Genomic DNA, 15,382 nt, shown 5'->3' on the forward strand with positions numbered 1-15,382 from the left:
GGGTTAGGGAGGGGGAGCATACTTTTTAAAACACTACTTTACAACTATCTTCTTATTTTTTAATCTAAAGATTATTAAGGCAATCGTTTTTTATGAAAAATTGTCAACAAATTACCCAACTTGCCAGTGACGCTCAAGACCGTCCATTAAGCACTGGCGAAAAGTTCCAACTACATACCCATGTTATGATGTGCAAAGGCTGTCGTGCCTTTTATAAAAACACAGATACGTTAAGTCAGATAATGAAAACCTTAAAAGAGGTAGAGGGGCAGGAAAATCAAAAAGGTGGTGAATAGTTATTAGCCAAACTCACCGAAAATTGAGGCAATCGGGGCATCTTTGGTGATTAAAATGCTGAGTTTATGTCCATTCATTTGGATTCACTTTTATTTTATAGGGTTTAGAACTTTTAATTCAGCTATCCAATCAAAATCAGCGATATTACGAGTGACCAAAGTCTTTTGATGGCATAATGCGGTACTGGCAATAATTGCATCACCCATAGACATTTTTTTATCTTGTCTTAACTCGATTGCTTTTGTAATAATTAAAGGGGTAATATTAAGAATATCGCAACCTGCAAAAAATTTCTCAAATCCTTTTTTATCAATGTCAGTCAACTTATGATAACCCAATACTTCCAGTTGACTAATGGCAGAAACTGATACTGTCTGACTAAAAATTTGCTGACGTAAATAAGCAAAATCAGGTTGCAAAGAATAAATAATAATATTACTGTCAATTAACATGCTTTATTCTCGCCCTAATATCTCTCTATCTTGACGCTGTTCTCGTTGCCATGCCACAGGGTCTTTGATATCGCTAAATGTCGTACCATGTTGACTAATATCTTCTAAAATATCTGCTAACGATACATTATCAAGCTGTTTGCTTTGTTGTTGTGCTAAACGATACTGCAAAAAATTAACAAATTCTAAAGTTTCCATTTGCAAATTTTCTGGTAAGGATTGCACTTGATTGTATATTTCTTCGGTAATAGTAGCCATCATATAGCCTCTTTTTTATGATAATTGTCACCTAAAACTGCTAACCCTGTATCAATTCCTTTTCTGCCAAACTTGCTAAATAGGCACTGCGACTTTTAAAGCGAGCTTTATCACTGGCAACCTTTTCATCAATTAGATGAATCAGGCGACTTGGCAGGGTGACATTTACTTTTTCAGTTTTGCCCAAATAGCGACTGACATCAATATCGACCACTGCCCAAGTCATACCTTGATATTCTGGATTATTAACATGATAAGCCACTGTTTTGGCAAGTGGAATTTCCTCACCATCTTCTGCCAATAATTCTAAATGTCCTGCAATGGCTTCTCTTACATTTTCCATTGCCTCATCAAGCGTATCACCAGCTGAAAAACAGCCAGCAATATCAGGCACAATCACACCAAATGCGGTTTGCTCATCGCCATGTTCGATAACTATTGGATATAACATTTTATTTCCCCTCACCCGTTTGGGTGTGATTTTGTTTATATAGGCTTACTTAATTACCAGCCTATATGACCACGCACCTTTTATTAATGCCTAAATTTACAGGTGCGATAATTTACTTAACTACGACTCAATACCAGCCTGTTTTAAGATACTTCTTACTGTACCAATGGGTAAGTCTTTTTTAGGGTGAGGCACAGTAACAACACCAGACTTCACTTTATGTTTAAAATGATGATGACTACCTTTGACACGCACCTCATACCAGCCTACTGATTCTAGCTTTTGAATTATCTCTCGGCTATTCATATTTATTTAGCTCACTTCTATCATTTATTTTGCTGGTACTTTGCTGATAACACATACAAATAATAACCCTAGAGTTATATAAATTCAAGTTATTAAGAATATTTATTGCTAAGCCCTCCCCACCCCAAAGCCAATCACTTCATCAATACAACTTGCCCCTGTCAGCACCATCAACAGCCTATCTATCCCCACCGCAATGCCACTACACGGGGGCAAATCATCACAGGCTTGTAGCAAATGCTCATCTATCGGCATGATAGGTAAACCTCGTTTTGCTCGTTCAGCATTATCCTGCTCAAAGCGTTGGCGTAAAGCCTGACCATCGGCTAGCTCATCATACGCATTGGCAATCTCAATACCATTTATATATAGCTCAAAGCGTTTGGCGACCAGATTGCCATCTTTATCGGTGGCAGTTTTTGCCAATGAAGCAGTGGCAGGCGGATAATCAGTGATAAGCGTGGGTAAATCTTTGCCCAAATGTGGCTCAACCACATGGCTAAATAGCAAATCCAACCATGCTTGGCGGTCATCACCCAACGCCTCTGCCAATCCCACGCTGACAATGCCCTTATCCTCAGCAACTGCTGATAGCACTTCAGCCGAAGTGGTAAATGGGTGAATACCAACAAAATCCATAAACGCATCAACATAACGGTAATGGTCAAAAATCACAGGATAGCCATACAGCATTGCCAACAGCTCGGCAAGCTCATTGCCAAGTTGCGACAAGCTATAATCAGGGCGATACCACTCCAGCATGGTAAATTCGATATTATGACGACTGCCCGCCTCATTATCCCGAAATACAGGGCAAATCTGATAAATCGGCACATGCCAACTGGCAAGCAAGCGTTTCATCGCAAACTCTGGTGAGGTGTGCAGATAGTAAGTTTTGGGCTGGTCAAGGTGGGTGATATTTGCTGATACGGATTGCAAAAATAGGTCGGTATTGCCTGCCTGCGATAGCAACGGCGTTTGTACTTCTAAAACGTCACGCTGAGCAAAAAACTGACGGATTTTTGCCAGTATTTCTGCCCGTTTAACTGCCATCTCAAGGCTGATTGTGGGGTGGTAGCTTTGGTTTGTCATGGATTTATCTGCCCTATTTATCTTTTATTGCTGTTTTATTTTCATTGGTTTTTTGCCAATCAATCAACCACACTCTATCTATTTCAACCATTTGATAATCTGTACCATTGATGGTCTTTTGTGCTAAAAATGCTGATGGCTCAAAATCCTCCAACATCATTTTAACTTCATCATCATTTAAATTGTAACCACGAATTTCTCGATATTGTGACCATTCAAATTTATCCAAAAGACTGTCTGTATGGTCATTATAATGTTGTGATTGTGAAATGCTTAAGTTATGGTTATCATTACTTATTGGTTCAAATGTCCTGTCATAAAAGTGCACATAATCTTGCACTGCACACACCACTTGTGAACGGTTAATATGCCCTTCAAACAGCCAAATATTTAAATAAAATTCTGGATAATGAATATTTAATGTTTTTTGCCAAGATAGCATTATTTTTATCAAATACTCTATTAATAACTGCTGGCATTTACCAGTAGGTTCAGGATAAATGCTATTGGTCAATGTAATACTATCCCAAGGCTTGACCCAAAATTTCACATAATCTCTTTGATATTGCTTTAAATACTCAACATCTAAATTTAGATGATTTTCTCCCCATTGATGAATGTGTCTTATTCGCCGATTAATACCTCTAATCTTTTTATATTTTATTTTACTTTTATTCATAAAAACCCCAAATTAATTTTATAAAATTATTAATGATAGCTAATCAAACAACCACTCTCGCCTTAATAAATAATTTTTGCGTAATTTATCAAAATCTTTTCCATTGACTTGCCCTGTTTGTTTATCTAAAACATCACGCAATAATTTGTCATCAGCCATAATGTCATAAAATTCTGCTAATTTTTCAGGGCTAGATTTTAATGGCTGTTTTGACTGTTCTTTTAACTGCTGTTTTAAATCATGCCAATGATAAGGGTTTGGTGGTAATAGTTGATTAAATAAGTTAATGCCTATCTGTTCATTCTCATTTCTAATCATAAATACTTTAAGAAACGCATCAAATATCATCTGTGTACCACGTAGTTTACCCTCAAGAGTATATCCTGCAATGTGTGGCGTGGCGATGGCAAGTGAGGATAGTAGTTGCTCACTGACCATAGGTTCATGTTCAAAAACATCTAACACCACTGACCGCCCTGTTTTAGCAATATCTGCCAATAAATCGCTTTCACTAACCACTTGCCCCCGAGCAGAGTTAATCAACAAACTATCCGTAGGCATTTTTGCCAATGTTTTGCTATTTATCAGTTGAGAGGTGGGATATGGGCTTTGCTCAATCGTTGTCAGTGGTACATGTAAACTCATCGCATCGCTATCCATCAACACTTTATCCAAACTGGCATTATTAATGTCGGACGGCGGTAATAAGGGGTCATAGCCTAATACTTGCCAGCCCAAATCTTGGGCATATTTTGCCAATGTGCTACCGATATTACCCAGCCCAATAATACCGATTGTTAGCGTAGTGGGAATTAAGGGAGTTTGCTGTGCGTTTAATGATGGGTTTTGATTAGATAAATACTGCGGGCGTAAGGTCAAAATAGCGGTTAATACATATTGTGCTACCGAATGTTTGCTACAACCTGAGGCATTAGCAAATGCAATACCACGACTGGCAAGGTAGGCTTGGTCAACATGGTCAGTACCAATAGTCGCTGAGCCAACAAATTTGACGCTATGATTATCCGCTAATAAAGCTTGATTGATTGGTGTTACCGAGCGAATTAATAAGGCATCTGGCTGATATTTTGCCACTATTTCAGCGTTAATCTCTCGCCCTATCATGGCGATAACATTAACTTCTGTCCCTAATGTCTGAGCGTTAAAATAATCGTGTAAATGGGCAATATTACTGTCGGCAATGATGGTGAGCATGGGGATTCCTGATTGACTAATTCGAATAATCTATTAAATATAGGTTTTATATTTATTATCATCTACACTTAATAAAAATAGGGATTATACTATTGTAAATAACTAATATTAAATAAGCCATTGAATACAATCAATAACTGACCATTAGGACATATTTATGTCAACCATACCAAAGTTTTTTTATCACCTATCCGTCTTATATACGGCTATTTCTATCGCCATCATCTCACCTATCAGTTATGCCAATACATCTAACCCCACGACTAGTAGTAACGTACAAGTGGTTGAAAATGGCACTACGCCATTACATTTAGCCATAGAAAATGATGATATAAAAAAAGCAAAGGCATTGATTGAGGCAGGAGCAGATATCAATGCAAAAGATGATAGTGGTTACACCCCTTTAATGTATGCTGCCTTCTATGGATACGTCCCTTCTACACAAGTTTTGCTTAACAATGGGGCTGATATTAATGCCCAAAGTAAGGCTGGTATCACCGCTTTACATAATGCCAGCATAATGGGACACACAGCCATTATTAAAACTTTAATTCAAGCAGGGGCTGATATGAATATAAAAAATAAAGAAGGGGAAACGCCATTAATGGTTTCTGTCTTTATAGGAGATACCGCCAGTGTTAAAGAATTAATCAAAGCAGGGGCTGATGTTAATGCAAAAGATAAAGATGGTAATACACCATTAATGTTTCCCGCTATACTAGGATATACCACCATTGTTAAAGAATTAATTCAAGCAGGGGCTGATGTCAATGCAAAAGATAAAGATGGTAATACTGCATTATATAAAGCCTATCTTGCCAGAAATAAAAACATCATGAAAATTCTTATTCAAGCAGGGGCAAAGTAAATACCTAAAAAAATACATAATATAGAAATAACTCACTCTGATTACTCACTTTTATTACCAGCCCTATCAGCAACCACTACTGCATAATAAAACCCATCAGGCTTGATAAAATAATCACTATACTTGCCTTGATACACTTGGATTTGGTAGGTTTTGCCCACTTTAAGATTGGGGTTGGCGATGGGTGAGGATTTTTTGATAGAAAATTCATTATCATTTTGGCGTAATGCTAGATTTTGAGCTTGCCAATATTGAGAACTTTGTGTTTGCTCTTGATAAGTAAAGTTTGCAGTGATTGCCTTTAAAGGGTGTTGCTCATTATATAACTGTAATCCTTGCACCAAAATAATAAAAACAGCAGAAATTATTAGAGCCATAGTGAATAATATATTTGATTTTTCTGAGTTAAATGGTGCAGGAATATTAGGAAATATAATACTGGATATTATCATTATAGCAATAAAAATTACCATATCCCCCATCAACCAATGAAACCCTAATAGACTGGTGATTGAAACTTCATTAATATGCTCATAATGGATATAATTACTCATCTGCCATGACAGAAACATCACTAAAAATAAAATAAAATATAAATTTACTAATATCTTTTCATAAAATACTTCTTTTTTATAATCATACAACACAGGTTGTTTATAAAAAGGCTTTTTATCAAAAGGATAGTATTGCAATAAAGTAAAATACAGCTCTTTTGAATTAAGATAGTCAAACAATGGTAATTTAATATATTGATTTGCTAGCTTATTTTTAATACTGGTATTAATAACAATAATGGTAGTACATTCTTTATCATTGATTTTCTTCTGATCTGAGCGTTTTTTATTTTCAAGTGTTATTTTCTTAATATCCTGCCATAGTACATAACGCCAACACCACCGCCCAAATCCTCGATAGATACCTATTCCTGATGAATCTATTTTGATAACAGGATAAAAATAGCAAGTTATAATAAAAAACAGTACAAATAAAGCATATTTTAATATGCCATCAACAGCTATATAATCAAAAAAAATCAATATTGCAACAGCAACATAACTGACTATCAGGCTAATGGCAACCCAATTACTTGGCTTTTGATAAAAAGTTTGAGCATTAGAGCAACTTTGTACCATCACCATTTTTTGTTGCATGACTATACCCCTATGAAGCTATATCCTTATGAATTAACCAAACACCTGCTTATTAATTAAATATATATTATCTTTTGCTTAAATCAATTACAATTATTCTATTACTCATAAACTGCCCATAACTCACCAAAAATACTATTTACTTTTACAAATAATATGCGTTACCCTAAAACCTTTACTTTTTATTGGTAATTCCTAAATATTACTAACCACTTGTTAGTAAAGGTGAACTTTTTATGGAAATCACATTAAATGGGTATTATACCCTCATTCTAGCGACCCTCGTTTTGTTGCTTGGGCGGTTTTTGGTCAAACGAATTAAATTCTTATCAGAGTTTAATATTCCTGAACCTGTGGCAGGTGGCTTGGTTGCGGCAATTATCGTCTATGCATTAAATATATTCTTTGGCTATAGCTTTAACTTTCAGCAAGAGCTACAGACGGCTTGTATGTTGATGTTCTTTGCTTCAATCGGGCTAAGCGCTGATTTTGGACGGCTAAAGGCAGGTGGAACACCTCTGATGATATTCTTAGTCGTGGTATCCGTTTATATCTTTTTACAAGATTTACTCGGGGTCAGCTTGATGGCACTCATTGGACAAGACCCTTTACTTGGACTGGTGACTGGCTCTATTTCTCTGACAGGTGGTCATGGTACAGCAGGTGCTTGGGGTGGTGTCTTTGAAGAAAAATATGGCATTGCAGGGGCAACCACACTGGGTATCGCTTGTGCCACTTATGGGTTGGTTGCAGGGGGGTTAATCGGTGGTCCTGTGGCAAAACGTTTGATTAAAAAGTTAGGCGTTCAGCCACTACCTGCACCAGAGCAACAAAGTAGTGTCGAAAAATTAGCAGGTGAGCAGTCTTTATATAGCACGCAACATAGCGAAAATGAAGACCGTGCCAATAAAGAAGTCTTTGAAAAGCCAGATAATATTCGCCTAATCACTGCCTCATCAACCATTGAGACATTGGCACTGTTTGCCGCTGCATTGGCATTTGCTGATGTGATGACTGGGGTGGCAAAAGGCACATGGTTTGAGTTGCCCACTTTCGTTTGGGCATTGGGCGGTGGGGTGATTATCCGTAATGCTCTAACGACCATTTTTGATTTTGATATGTTTGACCGTGCCATTGATGTTTTGGGTAACGCATCATTATCGCTATTTTTGGCAATGGCATTATTATCATTAAAGCTGTGGGAATTGACCGACTTGGCAGGACCTGTGTTACTCATTTTGGTCGCGCAAACGGTACTAATGATTGCCTTTGCTTACTTCGTAACCTTTCGAGTCATGGGTAAAGATTACGACTCAGCAGTGCTGGCAGCAGGTCATTGCGGCTTTGGTATGGGAGCAACACCAACAGCGATTGCTAATATGCAGGCGGTCACTGACCGTTATGGACCTTCACATAAAGCGTTTTTGATTGTGCCAATGGTGGGGGCATTTTTTGTAGATATTGTAAATGCCACGATTTTACAGGTATTTACCCAACTGCCATTTTTACAATGATATGATTAATCTTTAAATCATTCATATTATTATAAAAAACGGGATAAACTTTAATCAGTTTATCCCGTTTTGATTTAAGGTTTAGTGATTTGTCAACTTTAGCCAAATAAATTTTTTCCAAATCAATAATGACTTTTGATATTTTAATTTGCCTGTTAATACTTCATTTAATGACTAATACATCAAATACTCAGCCCTAAAGTCACTATTAAATAAGCCATATAAAAATAATACAGCCACACCAAACCATGTAATCAAAACATATAGCTTAATTTGCTCGGCATTCCAATCCCAAGCCACCAGACCTACAACAAAAACGGATAGCCAGCCTTCAATTCGCTTTGCCCCATCAAAGAAGACTATCCACGCATTGACTATACTAATCAAACAAAATACGAATATCCAAATCAATAAAAGCATATCTGATACTCCCAATAGTATCATCAATCACATTTATAACACTTCCCATTTTTATTTATCTGTTTTTTTCACATCATCACTTGCCACAATACCACTGCCTGCTTGTACATGTGCCAGCATTTGCTCATCATCTAGCACCTTCTCTTTAGGGGCAAAAATCTCATTTTTATGCTGGCTAATCCATTCTCTCCATACTGCCAGCCCAATCGCTAATACCACAGGTCCAATAAACAAACCCACAAAGCCAAATGCAGTCAAACCACCAAGTACACCTATAAAAATGATGATAAAGGGGATTTTGGTTGCCCCACTAATCACAATCGGGCGAATCAAATTATCCACCCAACTAATCACAAAGATACCCCACAGTGCCAAGCCAATACCTTCAGTAGCATGACCTTGTGATAGTAGCCATAGCGACACCCCACCCCACGCAAACGGCGTACCAAATGGAATAAGTGCTACTACAAAAGTCATCAAGGTCAGCAAAATCGGACTGGGCGCACCTGCAAAAAAGTAACCAACCCCTGCCAGCAGTGCCTGAGCCAATGCTGTCAGACCGATACCATACACCACCGCTTGGGTGGTTGCACCCACCGAGTCGATATAATCATCAATACGATTGCCAATGATATTGCGTAGGGCTTGACGAATTTGCTTCACCAGACTCACACCATCACGGTAAAAGAAAAAGAGTGTCATCAATGCCATACCCAGCTTAGCAAGGCTACTTAGCACCACATCCAATGCCACTTTTCCATAATACAGATGTGAGTTTATCCATGCTTTAAAGGCTGCCATCGAGCCTTCAGGGTCTTTGTTAATCTCCCATAGAGTGTCTTTAATCTGCTGTCCAATCACTGGTAAGTTTTTAATACTCTCTGGCAAATCCACATAGCCAACTTTGATACGATGGATTAAAGTCGTATATAAGCTAATTGCCTCTTGTTGCAGTATAAATACTCCAATGACTAATGGCACACCTATCATCAAAGAGATAGTGACCGTCATGATAGCGGCACTGAAATCAGGGCTAAACTTAACCTTATGATGAAAAAATTTATAAATTGGAAAGGTTACATACGCTAATATTGCTGCCCACAATGCAGGCACAATAAAAAATTGTATGACCTGAAAGCATAAAATAAAGAGTGCCACCAATAAGGTAACGGCAAGAAGACGCTGGATAACCAATTCTTTTGTCCAATGTTCCATCATAGCTGAGTAGACCAAGCAATTAAAATAAGAGTGGAAGAAGAATAATCATTATGCACTAGGTTTATGAAAATAAATAATATCCGCTTGTAACTTTTACTTACATTTTTATAAGTCGATAAAAATAATGCGATACCTGAAACCAGATATCGCATTTTAAAATTCAATAATAAGCACGCTAATAATCTATTCGGCTGGTTGACTAACCTCCTAAATCTGCAATTCACCCACATCAGCAACTGTTAAGAATAACGCACGGACCTGCTTGAGCAGAGCCAAACGATTGGCTTTTAGCTGGGCATCGTCTGTATTGACCATCACATTATCGAAAAACTCGGTAAGTGGCTCGGCAAGCTGAGTCAAAGTTTGCAGAATTTGACGATAATCGGCAGTTTCTAACAAGGGATTAAGCGTTTGCTGAGCCGTCACAACTGCTTGATATAAGTTTTGCTCGGCAGTTTCATTAAGCAAATCGGCATTAACACTGTCCGCTACTTCAACATCAGCTTTTGCCAAGATATTGGCAACGCGTTTGTTATTTTCAGCAAGAGTTGCCGCTTGAGGTAGCTCACGGAAGGCTTGTACCGCACGAATACGCTGGTCAAAATCTAGTGGCATATGTGGGTTAATCGCTTGTACCGCTTGAATGGTATCCACGCTTACGCCTTGCTCGGTATACATCGCCCGATAGCGAGAATTGATAAACTCCATCACATTGGTAAAGGTCTCACCCATCTTAGACACTTTATTATCGCCATCAGCGTTATAATTTTTGATGGCTTGCTCTATCAAACTCACCAAGTTAATAGGTAGCTTGTTTTCAATCAAAATACGCAACACACCAATAGCAGAACGACGTAAACTAAACGGGTCTTTTGAGCCTGTCGGCGCTTGGTCAATGGCAAAAATCCCCACCAAGGTATCAATACGGTCAGCCAGTGCCAAGCAAATACCAATCGGTGTTTGTGGCAGTTTATCACCACTAAAGCGGGGCAAATACTGCTCTTCGATACTATCTGCAATCGCAGTTGGCTCGCCATTTAATCGCGCATAATAAGTACCTGCCACCCCTTGTAGTTCAGGGAATTCACCGACCAAGCTACTTGCCAAATCCGCTTTGGATAAAATACCAGCTCGCGTCGCTTGTTCAACGTCAATATCTTTACCTTGCTCTTTAAGCAGGGTAGCGATAAATGCTGATAATTTGGCGATACGTTCTGATTTTTGCCAAATTGTACCCAGTTGGTCTTGGAAAACACGATTTTTTAGGTTTTCAGTTAAGGCAAATAGGGGCTGTTTTTGGTCTTGTAAAAAGAAAAACTCCGCATCCGCCAAACGAGGACGTACGACTTTTTCATTTCCTGCAACCACTTGGCTTGGGTCTTTGGATTCAATGTTACTGATAAAGATAAAATAAGGTTGCAGTTTGCCATCATTGTCAGTCAAGCAAAAATATTTTTGGTCAGCTTGCATGGTCGAAATCAATGCCTCTTGTGGCACTTGCAAAAACCGCTCTTCAAAACTGGCTCGCAGGGCAACTGGTAAATCAACCAATGCAGTGACTTCATCCAGCAAATCTTGGGGCATGATGGCGGTAGCATTGACTTCACCTGCCAACTTATTAACTTGTTCAACAATCATCTGTTGGCGTTTGTCAAAATCGGCAATCACTTTGGCAGAATCAAGCACACTCTCATAATCTTTAGCGTGAGTGATTTCGGACTTATCTGCTGAGTGGAAACGATGACCTAATGTATTGTTATCTGCTTTTAACCCCTGAATGGTGGCATCAATCACTTTATCATCTTGCATCAATACCAACCATTTCACAGGACGCACAAATTCTTCTCTACTTGCCCCCGAACGCATACGCTTAGCGATGGGCAATGTATCAAGGGCTTTTTGGAAAATGGCAGGCAACAGCTCGGTGACTGCTTGTCCATGAATGGTCTGCTCATAACCAATATAGTCACCTTTGTCGGTATTGATGGTAATCAGCTCACTAACATCAATACCCAAACCTTGAGCAAAACCCTGTGCTGCTCGGGTAGGATTTCCTTCGCTATCATAAGCCGCTTTTAATGCAGGACCTCTTTTTTGCTCTACTCTATCAGGTTGTTTATCAGCAATGCCTTCAATTTGAATGGCAAGCCGTCTTGGGGCAGCAAAGGCTTTAAGCGTTTGGTAACTAATATCAGCGTCTTTAAGTTGCATCTCAACGCTTGATTGTAAAGCATCACGTAATGGTTTTAGGCTTTTAGGTGGCAACTCTTCACAGCCAAGTTCAAATAAAATGGTGGTCATGGGATTCTCTATTTATATTCGTATATCGGTTCAATAGGTCAGTTAAAAACATCAATAATGCGTCATTTCTCTACTTTATTTTTCTGGCTCAGCCTCTGTATCCTTTGGCAAATATTTTTTCAAAGCTTCTTCTCGATGAGCCTCATCTGCCAATGGGAAGCCAAGTTTTGCCCGAGCCTCAACATAGCCTAACGCCACTTTGCGAGCCAGTGTACGCACACGTAAAATAAAACGCTGACGCTCTGTCACCGAAATTGCCCCACGAGCGTCTAATAAATTAAAAGTATGGCTGGCTTTTAGTACCATCTCATATGCAGGTAATGGTAGCCCTTCTAATACTAACTTATCTGCTTGCTGTTCATAGAAATCAAACAGCTCAAACATCTTCGCTACATCAGCATGTTCAAAGTTATAGGTTGATTGCTCCACTTCGTTTTGGTGGAACACATCGCCATAAGTTACCGTACCAAACTGACCATCTGTCCATACAAGGTCATACACACTATCCACACCTTGAATATACATCGCCAGACGCTCTAGCCCGTAGGTAATCTCACCTGTAACTGGGAAACATTCAATACCGCCGACTTGCTGGAAATAAGTAAATTGGGTCACTTCCATACCATTAAGCCATACTTCCCAACCAAGCCCCCACGCACCAAGCGTTGGTGATTCCCAGTTGTCTTCGACAAAACGGATATCATGGGTCAATGGGTCAATGCCCAATGCCTGTAATGAGCCTAAATACAGCTCTTGAATGTCAGGTGGATTTGGTTTTAGGACAACCTGAAACTGGTAATAATGCTGCAAACGATTGGGGTTATCACCATAGCGTCCATCAGTGGGACGACGTGACGGCTGCACATAGGCAGCGTTCCAGATTTCAGGACCTAATGAGCGCAGAAAAGTCGCAGTATGAAATGTGCCTGCGCCCATTTCCATATCATAGGGTTGTAGTACCACACAGCCTTTATCAGCCCAGTAAGATTGTAAGGTTAAGATAATTTCTTGAAAGGTCATAGCATTGCCATTATAAGATTTAGATAATTGAAGAGAATACCAGTGCCAACTGTCTACTAATAACACCCAAACTATCTGGTCTATCAGAGAAATCTACACGTATTTTTTAAATTGCAATTTTAGTTGCCCACCTTACTAAAAAATAGCAATTTTATCCATACCTTCTCTCAACTTTTCCACAACTCTGGCAAGTTATTGGATAAAAAAATACCCAGACGGGTTAGCATCTGGGCAGGAGGAAACATGTATCAACAAAAATTGCTCTAATTTTTATTGATATAATCCAGAGAAACTAAATCTTTAAAAGATTTAATCTTTAAAGACGTAGGAAGCTTAGGAATCTTAGGAAGATTGGTAAGATGCAGGTGTTGCATTAGGCATCACAAGCCATAGTATCAGGTAAATTAAAATACCGGGTACAGCAGCACTTGCACAAGAAATCACAACAAATAAAATCCGCGTGGCAGTTGGTGACCAGCCAAAATATTCTGCAATACCACCCATTACACCAGCAATCATACGATGTTGGCGAGAGCGATGTAACTTAACCAGTCTGTTCATTATGGTCTCCTAAAAAATCCATGATAAAGGGTTAAAGGATAATGTCATATTCTTATAAACTGATATAAGGGGGTGGTCTGTTATTTTCAATCATTGGCATGATTATAAAGGTTATTTATTACTCATTATTACTAAAACTGTACACTATTTACTCAAAGTTTGTCATGTTATGCTAACTTAGCTTACATCAATCTATCCTTGCCTCCTTATAACCTATTGATTTAAGAAAAGATATTTCAAAATATTTCAGGGGGAATTATTTTTCATTTATAATTAAGTATTTATTATAAATAATAATAAAAAGACAATGATAATTATAAGCTAGGATAGCAAAACTATGTCAACATACCCAACCATACCTGATAATAAGCCTAAGACCACACGGTATGCTAAGCAACATTATAATTATCATTCAATAGTTTTTTTGCTTACCATGCTATATCTGCAAAAAGATACCACACAATTTTTATTTATGGCTTTGTTAAATAAACTACAGCATGGTACATGGTGGGCTTGGTTACTACTTATCATATACGGTTGGCATATTGGAGCGAAGGGGTATTGGCAGTTAAGTGCAGATAGGCTCAGTTATTACTTTGGACATGTTCGATTAAAGAGTATGCCACTGACTCATACACCACCACCTTCTATTGAGATTGAACCAAATAAAGATGGTACGCAATATGTATGTATTTATCAGCACCGTGATGATATGTTTGTCTCAGGCTATCAGGTTTTAAAGTTTCATATTTCAACAGGTGAATGTCACTATCTACCACAGTTAATCGAAGATCTACGGCAACGAATACCAAATATTGATATTAAAGGTAAATTTGACTGCACTCCAGATATTACCCAAATTAAGTATTATGATAAAAAATTAAAATGGGCAGTTAGGGTCAATCAGTTATTAGTCGTTTTATTACTACTGTCCATATTTGCCAAACAAATGGTACATATTAACTATCAATCATGGGGACTTTTAGTCTTTGTTCTTTTATCATCAATTGCTGCAACTGCTGTCAAAAAGTCGTATAAAAACACCCCCCTTGAGCAGCTAAAAACTATGACCATATCTCTATGGTACTCATTAACTCCCGCACTATTATTTTTACTAATGACCAATATTGTGATGCTCATCAATGAGTATCAAGTCACACAAGAACAGTTACCTACAACAACCATCACAGCGACACTAGAAAGCCAAAATATATCATTCAACTATCAACATTGGGATAGTGAACAGTTGCCATTAATGCCAAAATATTTTACTGTCTATAGTCAGCATCTCAATTTTTCATTACAAAAAAAACAATCTTATCCAGTGACGCTTTATCAAGGCTATCTGGGGGATTATGTCATATCTCCTGTATCGTTAGCCCAAACAAATGTCGTGCAAACTTCATTGATGCAAACAAAGACAGAATGAAAAAACACCATTTGAAAACTATACCTCTAAAAACATCAAAAATAATGATATAGTCAATTGATAACAATATTTGCAAACAACATATTGATAATATCCGTCACTTCTAAAAGCCAACTTATACAAGTACGTTTAGAAATAATCATCAGCACT

At 38.1% G+C, this 15,382-nt stretch carries 17 protein-coding genes; 4 read left to right on the forward strand and 13 right to left on the reverse strand.

Features of this window, described 5'->3' with window-relative positions:
• Positions 1-92 precede the first annotated feature (92 nt).
• Positions 93-296, forward strand: a complete 204-nt coding sequence (locus tag FHK88_RS13705; RefSeq protein ID WP_227431283.1) for a zf-HC2 domain-containing protein — start codon at positions 93-95, stop codon at positions 294-296.
• Between the two features lie 90 nt (positions 297-386).
• Here FHK88_RS13705 and FHK88_RS13710 read toward each other — a convergent pair whose 3' ends face one another.
• The 7 genes from FHK88_RS13710 to FHK88_RS13740 form a co-directional block, all read right to left on the reverse strand.
• Positions 387-749 carry a type II toxin-antitoxin system VapC family toxin gene (locus tag FHK88_RS13710; protein ID WP_227431284.1) on the reverse strand — a complete coding sequence of 121 codons (363 nt, stop codon included), beginning with the start codon at positions 747-749 and terminating at the stop codon, positions 387-389.
• A gap of 3 nt (positions 750-752) precedes the next feature.
• Positions 753-1,010 carry a DUF2281 domain-containing protein gene (locus FHK88_RS13715; protein WP_227431285.1) on the reverse strand — a complete coding sequence of 86 codons (258 nt, stop codon included), beginning with the start codon at positions 1,008-1,010 and terminating at the stop codon, positions 753-755.
• 37 nt (positions 1,011-1,047) lie between these two features.
• Positions 1,048-1,458 carry a type II toxin-antitoxin system HicB family antitoxin gene (locus tag FHK88_RS13720; protein ID WP_227431286.1) on the reverse strand — a complete coding sequence of 137 codons (411 nt, stop codon included), beginning with the start codon at positions 1,456-1,458 and terminating at the stop codon, positions 1,048-1,050.
• 120 nt (positions 1,459-1,578) lie between these two features.
• Entirely contained in the window at positions 1,579-1,764 is a 186-nt protein-coding gene (locus tag FHK88_RS13725) for a type II toxin-antitoxin system HicA family toxin (protein WP_227431287.1), read from the reverse strand.
• Between the two features lie 108 nt (positions 1,765-1,872).
• The gene (gene epmA / locus FHK88_RS13730) at positions 1,873-2,856 is read right to left on the reverse strand and encodes an EF-P lysine aminoacylase EpmA (RefSeq protein WP_227431288.1); all 984 of its coding nucleotides are present in this window, start codon (positions 2,854-2,856) and stop codon (positions 1,873-1,875) included.
• Positions 2,857-2,869: 13 nt separating this feature from the next.
• Entirely contained in the window at positions 2,870-3,535 is a 666-nt protein-coding gene (locus FHK88_RS13735) for a hypothetical protein (protein ID WP_227431289.1), read from the reverse strand.
• Between the two features lie 39 nt (positions 3,536-3,574).
• Positions 3,575-4,756, reverse strand: a complete 1,182-nt coding sequence (locus FHK88_RS13740) for a 4-phosphoerythronate dehydrogenase (protein WP_227431339.1) — start codon at positions 4,754-4,756, stop codon at positions 3,575-3,577.
• 151 nt (positions 4,757-4,907) lie between these two features.
• On the opposite strand from FHK88_RS13740, the gene FHK88_RS13745 reads away from it, so the two are divergent.
• A complete protein-coding gene (locus FHK88_RS13745; protein WP_227431290.1) occupies positions 4,908-5,618 on the forward strand; it encodes an ankyrin repeat domain-containing protein in 711 nt (236 codons plus the stop codon).
• Between the two features lie 41 nt (positions 5,619-5,659).
• On the opposite strand, the gene FHK88_RS13750 is transcribed toward FHK88_RS13745, so the two are convergent.
• Entirely contained in the window at positions 5,660-6,769 is a 1,110-nt protein-coding gene (locus tag FHK88_RS13750; protein ID WP_227431291.1) for a hypothetical protein, read from the reverse strand.
• Between the two features lie 236 nt (positions 6,770-7,005).
• Here FHK88_RS13750 and FHK88_RS13755 point away from each other — a divergent pair, with 236 nt between their 5' ends.
• Positions 7,006-8,283, forward strand: coding sequence for a sodium/glutamate symporter (locus FHK88_RS13755; RefSeq protein ID WP_227431292.1), 1,278 nt, complete (start codon positions 7,006-7,008; stop codon positions 8,281-8,283).
• Positions 8,284-8,457: 174 nt separating this feature from the next.
• Here FHK88_RS13755 and FHK88_RS13760 read toward each other — a convergent pair whose 3' ends face one another.
• The 5 genes from FHK88_RS13760 to FHK88_RS13780 form a co-directional block, all read right to left on the reverse strand.
• Entirely contained in the window at positions 8,458-8,703 is a 246-nt protein-coding gene (locus FHK88_RS13760; protein WP_227431293.1) for a hypothetical protein, read from the reverse strand.
• Between the two features lie 51 nt (positions 8,704-8,754).
• A complete protein-coding gene (locus FHK88_RS13765) occupies positions 8,755-9,921 on the reverse strand; it encodes an AI-2E family transporter (RefSeq protein WP_227431294.1) in 1,167 nt (388 codons plus the stop codon).
• A 207-nt stretch (positions 9,922-10,128) separates the two neighbouring features.
• Positions 10,129-12,222, reverse strand: coding sequence for a glycine--tRNA ligase subunit beta (glyS, locus tag FHK88_RS13770; protein WP_227431295.1), 2,094 nt, complete (start codon positions 12,220-12,222; stop codon positions 10,129-10,131).
• 75 nt (positions 12,223-12,297) lie between these two features.
• Entirely contained in the window at positions 12,298-13,242 is a 945-nt protein-coding gene (glyQ, locus tag FHK88_RS13775) for a glycine--tRNA ligase subunit alpha (protein ID WP_227431296.1), read from the reverse strand.
• Between the two features lie 342 nt (positions 13,243-13,584).
• Positions 13,585-13,803, reverse strand: a complete 219-nt coding sequence (locus FHK88_RS13780; protein WP_227431297.1) for a PspC domain-containing protein — start codon at positions 13,801-13,803, stop codon at positions 13,585-13,587.
• Positions 13,804-14,140: 337 nt separating this feature from the next.
• Here FHK88_RS13780 and FHK88_RS13785 point away from each other — a divergent pair, with 337 nt between their 5' ends.
• On the forward strand, positions 14,141-15,232 hold the full coding sequence (locus tag FHK88_RS13785; protein ID WP_227431298.1) for a hypothetical protein: 1,092 nt from the start codon (positions 14,141-14,143) through the stop codon (positions 15,230-15,232).
• Positions 15,233-15,382 lie beyond the last annotated feature (150 nt).

Origin of the sequence: Psychrobacter sp. I-STPA6b, from assembly GCF_020662265.1 — a bacterium.
In the GTDB taxonomy this organism is placed as follows: domain Bacteria; phylum Pseudomonadota; class Gammaproteobacteria; order Pseudomonadales; family Moraxellaceae; genus Psychrobacter.

What these genes read in the sequence shown, in the direction of transcription:
- FHK88_RS13705 (WP_227431283.1), top strand. Translation starts at nt 93, where the DNA reads ATGAAAAATTGTCAACAAATTACCCAACTTGCCAGTGACGCTCAAGAC.
- FHK88_RS13710 (WP_227431284.1), bottom strand. Translation starts at nt 749, where the DNA reads ATGTTAATTGACAGTAATATTATTATTTATTCTTTGCAACCTGATTTT.
- FHK88_RS13715 (WP_227431285.1), bottom strand. Translation starts at nt 1,010, where the DNA reads ATGATGGCTACTATTACCGAAGAAATATACAATCAAGTGCAATCCTTA.
- FHK88_RS13720 (WP_227431286.1), bottom strand. Translation starts at nt 1,458, where the DNA reads ATGTTATATCCAATAGTTATCGAACATGGCGATGAGCAAACCGCATTT.
- FHK88_RS13725 (WP_227431287.1), bottom strand. Translation starts at nt 1,764, where the DNA reads ATGAATAGCCGAGAGATAATTCAAAAGCTAGAATCAGTAGGCTGGTAT.
- epmA (WP_227431288.1), bottom strand. Translation starts at nt 2,856, where the DNA reads ATGACAAACCAAAGCTACCACCCCACAATCAGCCTTGAGATGGCAGTT.
- FHK88_RS13735 (WP_227431289.1), bottom strand. Translation starts at nt 3,535, where the DNA reads ATGAATAAAAGTAAAATAAAATATAAAAAGATTAGAGGTATTAATCGG.
- FHK88_RS13745 (WP_227431290.1), top strand. Translation starts at nt 4,908, where the DNA reads ATGTCAACCATACCAAAGTTTTTTTATCACCTATCCGTCTTATATACG.
- FHK88_RS13750 (WP_227431291.1), bottom strand. Translation starts at nt 6,769, where the DNA reads ATGCAACAAAAAATGGTGATGGTACAAAGTTGCTCTAATGCTCAAACT.
- FHK88_RS13755 (WP_227431292.1), top strand. Translation starts at nt 7,006, where the DNA reads ATGGAAATCACATTAAATGGGTATTATACCCTCATTCTAGCGACCCTC.
- FHK88_RS13760 (WP_227431293.1), bottom strand. Translation starts at nt 8,703, where the DNA reads ATGCTTTTATTGATTTGGATATTCGTATTTTGTTTGATTAGTATAGTC.
- FHK88_RS13765 (WP_227431294.1), bottom strand. Translation starts at nt 9,921, where the DNA reads ATGATGGAACATTGGACAAAAGAATTGGTTATCCAGCGTCTTCTTGCC.
- glyS (WP_227431295.1), bottom strand. Translation starts at nt 12,222, where the DNA reads ATGACCACCATTTTATTTGAACTTGGCTGTGAAGAGTTGCCACCTAAA.
- glyQ (WP_227431296.1), bottom strand. Translation starts at nt 13,242, where the DNA reads ATGACCTTTCAAGAAATTATCTTAACCTTACAATCTTACTGGGCTGAT.
- FHK88_RS13780 (WP_227431297.1), bottom strand. Translation starts at nt 13,803, where the DNA reads ATGAACAGACTGGTTAAGTTACATCGCTCTCGCCAACATCGTATGATT.
- FHK88_RS13785 (WP_227431298.1), top strand. Translation starts at nt 14,141, where the DNA reads ATGTCAACATACCCAACCATACCTGATAATAAGCCTAAGACCACACGG.